Annotated in this window: 6 protein-coding genes; 5 read left to right on the forward strand and 1 reads right to left on the reverse strand. The window is 68.7% G+C overall.

The window, feature by feature from the left end:
- The first annotated feature begins 112 nt into the window (after positions 1 to 112).
- The 4 genes from ACFWY9_RS02615 (at position 113) to ACFWY9_RS02630 (ending at position 3527) form a co-directional block, all read left to right on the forward strand.
- On the forward strand, positions 113 to 1057 hold the full coding sequence (locus ACFWY9_RS02615; RefSeq protein ID WP_378337990.1) for an esterase/lipase family protein: 945 nt from the start codon (positions 113 to 115) through the stop codon (positions 1055 to 1057).
- A gap of 72 nt (positions 1058 to 1129) precedes the next feature.
- A complete protein-coding gene (locus ACFWY9_RS02620) occupies positions 1130 to 1378 on the forward strand; it encodes a hypothetical protein (protein ID WP_378337991.1) in 249 nt (82 codons plus the stop codon).
- A gap of 21 nt (positions 1379 to 1399) precedes the next feature.
- On the forward strand, positions 1400 to 2404 hold the full coding sequence (locus ACFWY9_RS02625; RefSeq protein WP_378337992.1) for an ArsA-related P-loop ATPase: 1005 nt from the start codon (positions 1400 to 1402) through the stop codon (positions 2402 to 2404).
- Between the two features lies 1 nt (position 2405).
- Positions 2406 to 3527: an ArsA family ATPase gene (locus ACFWY9_RS02630; RefSeq protein WP_378327897.1), complete on the forward strand. Its 1122-nt coding sequence runs from the start codon at positions 2406 to 2408 to the stop codon at positions 3525 to 3527.
- Positions 3528 to 3714: 187 nt separating this feature from the next.
- Here ACFWY9_RS02630 and ACFWY9_RS02635 read toward each other — a convergent pair whose 3' ends face one another.
- The gene (locus ACFWY9_RS02635) at positions 3715 to 4014 is read right to left on the reverse strand and encodes a WhiB family transcriptional regulator (RefSeq protein WP_378327898.1); all 300 of its coding nucleotides are present in this window, start codon (positions 4012 to 4014) and stop codon (positions 3715 to 3717) included.
- A 338-nt stretch (positions 4015 to 4352) separates the two neighbouring features.
- On the opposite strand from ACFWY9_RS02635, the gene ACFWY9_RS02640 reads away from it, so the two are divergent.
- Positions 4353 to 6527, forward strand: a complete 2175-nt coding sequence (locus tag ACFWY9_RS02640; RefSeq protein ID WP_378327899.1) for a transglycosylase domain-containing protein — start codon at positions 4353 to 4355, stop codon at positions 6525 to 6527.
- Positions 6528 to 6639: the final 112 nt, after the last annotated feature.

The raw sequence follows: 6639 nt of genomic DNA on the forward strand, positions 1-6639 counted from the left end.
CCCCGCGGGGGCGCGTCCGGAAAACCGCCGCGAGTAATCACGTAACGACTCGCCGAAACCGGTCCGCTTGTGGTTCACTTCACACCTACTCACGAGTAGATAGGACGTGACCATGCGGACAACGAAGTCCCTCGCCGCCGCCATCCTGGCCGCGGCCCTCGCGCTGATCTTCGCCCCCGCCGCCAGTGCGTCGAGCGAGCTTCCCGTGCCGTGGACCGCCGCCGACGCCGTCGCGGCCCAGCTACGCAACCCGGACGGTTCGCCGCCCGGCGCCAACGACTTCTCATGCAAGCCGAGCGCCACACACCCGCGGCCGGTCGTGATGCTGCACGGGCTGAGCGCCAACCAGACCGTCAACTGGAACACCTACAGCCCGCTGCTGAAGAACAACGGGTACTGCGTGTTTTCCCTCACCTACGGCAAAAACGGCCTCGGACTGCCGATCTACCAGCCGGGCGGCCTCAACCCGATGGAGCAGTCCGCACGGCAGATCTCGGCGTTCGTCGACAAGGTGCTCGCCGCAACCGGGACGTCCAAGGTGGACATCCTCGGCCACTCCGAGGGCACGCTGATGCCGTCCTACTACGTGAAGTTCCTCGGCGGCGCGTCCAAAGTGGACAAGTACGTGAGCCTTACCCCGCTGTGGAACGGGACCACGCTGCTCGGGCTCTCACAGCTCTACCAAGCCGGGAAGCTGATCGGGCTGAGCCAGCTCATCAGCGGTGTGCTCAGCCCGGCGTGCGGATCGTGCACGCAGTTCCTGTCCGGTTCGGACTTCCTGGAAAAGCTGCACAGCGGCAACGGGGTCTTCCAGCCCGGCGTGAGCTACACGAACATCGTCACGCGCTACGACGAACTCGTCATTCCCTACACGAGCGGCCTCGGCTCCGGCCCGAACGTGCGCAACATCGTCCTGCAGGACACCTGCGCACTCGACACCTCCGAGCATCTCGGGCTGGCCTTCGACCGCAACGCCGCGGGCCATGTCCTCAACGCCCTCGACCCGGCGCACGCTGAACCCGTGCCCTGCCGCCCCGCCTCCATCTTCGGCAGCTGACGTGCCGTGAAGGCCTCCTTCACAGCGTTGAGCGCTGTGAAGGAGGCCTTCACGGACCGCTAACGTTGAGCCGTGGAGACCTGGCGGATCGTCGCGACGGTGCTGCTGGCCGCGGCCGGGCTGCCGCTCGTGCTGGCCGTGATGGCGAAGACCCGGGACCGGACGAACAGCTCCGGCCAGGTAGCGCTCTCGGGCGTCGTCACGCTGACCGTGCTCGCGGTGCTGGCTGTGCTGATGCTCACGGTGCTGCCCGGCGTGGCGACCTGGGTGATCGTCGCCGTCGTCGCGGCAGCGGTCAGCGTCATGATGCTCGCGAGTTAACGCCTGTTTTAGGGTGATCCGGTGACAACTCCCACCACCGGCTGGTCCGACGAGCTTGCCCGCGCCCGGCTGCACTTCGTCACCGGCAAGGGCGGGACGGGCAAGACCACGCTCGCCGCCGCGCTGGGTCTCGCGCTGGCCCGCGAAGGCAGGCGTGTCCTGCTCATCGAGGTCGAAGGCCGCCAGGGCATCGCGCAGCTCTTCGACACCGAGCCGCTGCCGTACGCCGAGCAGCGCATCGCCGCGGTCCCCGGCGGGGGCGAGCTGCGCGCGCTGCACATCGACGTCGAAGCGGCGCTGCTCGAATACTTCGAGATGTTCTACAACCTGGGCTTCGCCGGACGGACGCTGCGCCGGATGGGCGCGATCGAGTTCGCGACGACGCTCGCGCCGGGCCTCCGGGACGTCCTGCTCACCGGGAAGATCAAGGAGTGCGTCGGCCGCACCGAATCCGACGGCCGCCACACCTACGACGCCGTCGTCGTCGACTCGCCACCGACCGGCCGCGTCGTCAAGTTCCTCGACGTCACCAAGGCACTGACCGATCTCGCCAAGACCGGCCCGATCCGTGGCCAGGCCGACGGCGTCGTCCGGCTGCTGCACTCCGGGGAGACCGCGGTGCACCTGGTCACCCTGCTGGAGGAGATGCCGGTCCGCGAGACCGTCGAGGCCGTCGCCGAACTCGACGGCGCCGACCTGCGCCCCGGCGCCGCGCTGGTGAACCGGGTCCGCCCGCCGCGGCTACCCGCGCGCTCGGTGACCGCCGCGGCCGACGGGCGGGTCGACGCCTCCCGCGTCCGCAGTGGACTCGCGTCGGCCGGGCTCAAGCTGCCCGACGAAACGCTGGACGCGCTGGTCGAGGAGACGGTCGAGCACGCCGTCCGGGTGGCCTCCGAACAACGCGCGCGGGAGCAGCTCGCAGAGGCCGACCTGCCGACGCTGGAGCTGCCGGAGATCAACGAGGGCATCGACGTCGCGGCGCTGTACGACCTGGCCGAGGCGCTGTACGACCAGGGAGTGCGCTGATATGACCGCGATCGACATCGACGCCCTGCTCGACGATCCGCAGAGCCGCGTGATCGTCTGCTGTGGCTCGGGCGGCGTCGGCAAGACGACCACCGCGGCCGCGCTCGCCCTGCGCGCGGCCGAACGCGGCCGCCAGACCGTGGTGCTCACCATCGACCCGGCTCGACGGCTCGCGCAGGCGCTCGGCCTGCGGGAACTCGGCAACCACCCGCGTCAGGTGCAGGTCGCGGGGTTCGAGCCGAAGGGGGAGCTGTGGGCGATGATGCTCGACATGCGCCGCACCTTCGACGACATGGTGCGCAAGCACGCCGGCCCGGAACGCGCCGAGCAACTGCTGCAGAACCCCTTCTACCAGACCATTTCCACGTCGTTCTCCGGCACGCAGGAGTACATGGCGATGGAAAAACTGGGCCAGCTCGCGGCCACCGACGAATGGGACCTCATCATCGTCGACACTCCGCCGAGCCGGTCCGCGCTGGACTTCCTTGACGCGCCGACGCGGCTTTCGAGCGCGCTCGACGGGCGGATGATCCGCCTGCTCACCGGGCCAGCGAAGGCGGGCGGGTGGGGCCTGCGCAAGGTGGTCAACGCCGGGTTCTCGATGTTCGCCAAGGCGGTGTCGACGATCATCGGCGGTCAGCTGCTCACCGACGCGTCGGCGTTCATGCAGGCCTTCGACACCATGTTCGGCGGTTTCCGCGAACGGGCCCGCAAGACGGCCGAGCTGCTGCGGTCGGCCGGGACGTCGTTCCTGGTGGTGGCCGCGCCCGAGCCGGACGCCCTGCGCGAGGCGTCCTACTTCGTGGAGCGGCTGTCCGAGGAATCGATGCCGTTGGCCGGGCTGGTCGCGAACCGGACGCATCCGGTGCTCGCGCCGCTGTCCGGCACGGAGGCGCTGGCCGCGGCGGAGTCGCTGCAGGAGGGCAACACGAGCGCGCCGCTGGCGGAGGCCGTGCTGCGGCTGCACGCGGACCGCGTCGCGCTCGCCGACCGCGAGACCCGGCTGCTCGCACGCTTCACCAAGGCGCATCCCGAGGTGCCGCTGGTGCGGGTGCCCGCGCTCGCCGGCGACGTCCACGACATCGAGGGCCTGCGGGACATCGGCGCCAAGATGGCGGGCTGAAACCCGGGTTCCGCGGTCGCTGTAACGCCATGACCGTGGCGCCGATGTCCTCGATGACGCGTCGGCGACACGCCCGGGCGGTATGCCCGTCCGATCGCGCGCGCGAGCATGCCCTGGGCGACGCGCACGAGACGTCGAATGTCCCGGACGCGTCGTCCAGAGCGAAGAACGCGGCGCTACCGTGCCGTCAGCTCACGCCGACCCTGACCTCGGCCTCGCGCTTGGCCGCCTCCAGCAGGTCCGCCCAGCTGGCGACGTCCGGGCGGCGGCGCAGCAGGGCCCGCCGTTCCCGTTCGGTCATCCCGCCCCAGACCCCGAAGTTGATGCGGCCGTCGAGCGCCTCGGCGAGGCACTCGGTCCGGACCGGGCAGCCCATGCACACGGCCTTGGCCCGGTTCTGCTCGGCTCCCCGGACGAACAGGCCATCCGGATCGGCGTCCCGGCAGGACGCGTTGATTCGCCAGCTCTGCTGGCTGGTGCTGTCCATTTGACCCCCAGCTCCTCCCCTGGTGATCGACACACCGCGGTGGACGAAGCCCCTCGCTCCACCCCACGAGCGTGTCTCCCTCTGCTCACGTCGACCTCCGGCACCTCCCCGGCGCCGGGCCTCCGTTCGGCCGAGCGACCTGTTCCTCGCGCTCGGCCATCCGTCGGCATTCTTCGTAAGACGTTGACGGACTGTAGGGGCCCTCGGTTCCCCCCGCCAAGCCCTAGCTTGCCTCCCGCTACCAGATGTCACCTCACGGGGTCTGTTTTGTCACCGACATCACACCTTGGCGGGTGTGAGGTCACAGCCCCACCACAAGCTCCGCGTACCCTGGCCCCGTGCGCAAAACGGATGGTCTTTTCAAGCTCCTCGGCCTCTGTCTGCTCGCGGGGGTGCTCGTCGCCGGGATACTCTTCCCGGTCGTCGGCGCTGCCGGCGTCGTGTCCAACCAGGCCAGCGAGACAGTCGACAAGACCTCATCCGACCTCGCCGACATCCCGCCACCGCTGGTCACCACGGTCACCGACTCGGCGGGCGCGCCGATCGCGTCGCTGTACAGCCAGTACCGGATCCCGGTGAAGACGGACCAGATCAACGACGCGATGAAGTGGGCGCTGATCTCGGTGGAGGACAAGCGCTTCTACGAGCACCACGGCGTCGACTGGAAAGGCACCCTGCGTGCCGCGGTGAGCAACGGCGCGGGCGGGGACACCCAGGGCGCCTCGACGCTGACCCAGCAGTACGTCAAGAACTACCTGATCAACGTGGTCAACCGGAACGACAAGATCGGGCAGGAGAAGGCTCAGGAGCAGTCCGTCGCGCGCAAGCTCAAGGAAGCCAGGATCGCGATCCAGCTGGAGACGAAGCTCTCCAAGGAGCAGGTCGTCGCGGGCTACCTGAACATCGTCGAGTTCTCGCGGCAGATCTACGGCGTCGGCGCCGCCGCGCAGGCCTACTTCGGGATCCCGCCGGAGAAGCTGAGCGTGCCGCAGGCCGCGCTGCTGGCGGGCATGGTGAACAACCCCATCGCGAACGATCCGTGGAACCACCCCGCCGCCGCCACCTCGCGCCGCAACCTCGTGCTCGACCGGATGGTGGAAAACCAGAAGCTCGCCAAGGCCGACGCCGACCGCTTCAAGGCCGAACCGCTCGGCGTCAGCGGCGACGGGCCGTCAAAGCCCGCCGCCAACTGCATCGGCGCCGGGCCCGAGAACGGGTTCTTCTGCCAGTACGTCGAGGACTACCTGCGCCAGCAGACCGGGATGTCCAAGGACGAGCTGTACTCCGGCGGCTACACCATCAAGTCCACGCTGGACAAGAACGTCAACCACGAGGCCAAGAACTCCGCCGAAGCCCAGGTCAAGAAGACCCAGAACAACGTCGCCAACACGCTCTCGCTGGTGCGGCCGGGCAAGAACCGCCACGAAGTCGTCGCGCTGGCGTCGAACCGTGACTACGGCACCGACCAGGCGCAGGGCCAGACCACCTACGGCCTGCCCTACGACGTCGCGAACGTGACCGGCGCGGGATCGACGTACAAGATCTTCACCGCGGCCGCCGCGATGGAACAAGGAAAGGTCGGGATCAACGACACGATCCAGACCCCGCAGAGTTACGCGTCCAAGGTCTTCACCGGTGGTGCCCAGAACTGTCCGAAGGTCGGTATCGGCACCTGGGCGTATTGCCTGAGCAACTACGGCGAAAGCAACTACGGGCCGCAGATGTCGCTTCAACAGGCGCTCGCCACTTCGCCGAACACTGGTTTCGTGATCCTCGAAGAAAAAGCGGGCATGAAGTCGGTCGTCGAGATGGCCAGCAGGCTCGGCATGCGGAACACGATGGCCTCCACCCCGGCCAACGGCGGCACCGTGGACCCGAAGTCCGAAAACGTCCAGGAGAACCAGAACCAGCTCTCCTATTTCGGCCCGAAGCCGAACTACCCCGGCCAAGGCTCGTTCACGCTCGGCGTGAGCCCGACCAGCAACCTGGAACTCGCCAACGTCGCGGCGACGATCATGAGTGGCGGGACGTGGTGCCCGCCGACGCCGATCGCCCAGGTCCTCGACCGCAACGGGAACCCGAAGCCCATCAAGGAACCCGCCTGCGAACAGGCCATTCCGGAAGGCCTCGCGAACACCCTCGCCGTCGGGATGAGCAAGGACGACCAGCCCGGCGGCACCTCGTTCAAGGCCGTCCCGCCGAACTGGAACGGCAGGCCGATGATCGGCAAGACCGGAACCACCGACACCAGCGCCTCCGCCGCGTTCGTCGGCGCCACCCCGCAGCTCGCGGGCGCGGCGATGGTCTTCAAGCACCCCGGCGGCACCGGAGGCGGGCTACGCGACGGAGGCCCCGGCAACGTGGTCTCGGTCGGGGATCCCAAGGCGGGAAACATGTTCGGTGGCGGTACCCCGGCGCGAACCTGGTTCGGCGCGATGGTCAACATCCTCAAGGACCAGCCCGCCATGCCACTGCCCGCACCCGATCCGAAATACCTGCGCGGCAACGACTGAGCACGAAGCGGGGGGGGGGCCCCCCCCCCCCGCCCCCGCCCGGGGGGCGCCAAAAAAAAAAACACAAACACATCCCCGCAAAAGAACAAACGCGGAGCGGGAGACGGGGAGC

The sequence above is a fragment of the Amycolatopsis sp. NPDC059027 genome, from assembly GCF_042739735.1.
Taxonomy (GTDB): domain Bacteria; phylum Actinomycetota; class Actinomycetes; order Mycobacteriales; family Pseudonocardiaceae; genus Amycolatopsis.

Bases quoted from the DNA above. Each gene is read 5' to 3' on its own strand.
- ACFWY9_RS02635 (WP_378327898.1), bottom strand. From the start codon at position 4,014: ATGGACAGCACCAGCCAGCAGAGCTGGCGAATCAACGCGTCCTGCCGG.
- ACFWY9_RS02615 (WP_378337990.1), top strand. From the start codon at position 113: ATGCGGACAACGAAGTCCCTCGCCGCCGCCATCCTGGCCGCGGCCCTC.
- ACFWY9_RS02630 (WP_378327897.1), top strand. From the start codon at position 2,406: ATGACCGCGATCGACATCGACGCCCTGCTCGACGATCCGCAGAGCCGC.